General features: G+C 30.7%; 1 protein-coding gene. It reads right to left on the minus strand.

Annotated elements, in window-relative coordinates; genetic code table 11:
• Positions 1–52 precede the first annotated feature (52 nt).
• Entirely contained in the window at positions 53–475 is a 423-nt protein-coding gene (locus ACFO3L_RS00005; protein ID WP_465253947.1) for a DEAD/DEAH box helicase, read from the minus strand.
• Positions 476–550 lie beyond the last annotated feature (75 nt).

Here is a 550-nt window from a genome sequence, read left to right on the forward strand (position 1 = left end):
TGCGGCCTAAAATCTATGAAAGCAATGAAAACAAATCTACTTATCACTTGACTTAATACCACAAGACTTCTTTCATAGAAGTATTAAAAGCTTGAGTATTTATTATCATAGCATATATATCTCCGCTAGAAGAAAATTGATCTATGGCAGTTAAATCACTACTATCATAGATAAAGTTCCTAATCTTCTTGCCATATTGTTCCATAAAATGATCTTCTGTCATATCAAAAGATTTTTTAATACCCTCCCTTATAGCTATACTAGGGACAACAATTATAAATTTAGTCCATCCATATCTTTTATTTAATTCAAACATAGTCTTTATAAAAACATAGGTTTTACCAGTTCCAGTTTGAGCACATCCTAACAAATCTTGTCCCTTTAGTAATGCTGGTATTGCCTTGATTTGTATATCTGTAGCTTTTGTATATCCTTCAGTTTTTAAAGCCCTCTGAATTGGCTCTATTAAATTCATTTCTTTCTGGATAGGTTACACTGAACTAGACAATAAAAATAAGGTGTGTAAAATATAAGAAAACACACTGGAGGA

Origin of the sequence: Enterococcus eurekensis (assembly GCF_042654605.1) — a bacterium.
GTDB classification, from domain to species: domain Bacteria; phylum Bacillota; class Bacilli; order Lactobacillales; family Enterococcaceae; genus Enterococcus_I; species Enterococcus_I eurekensis.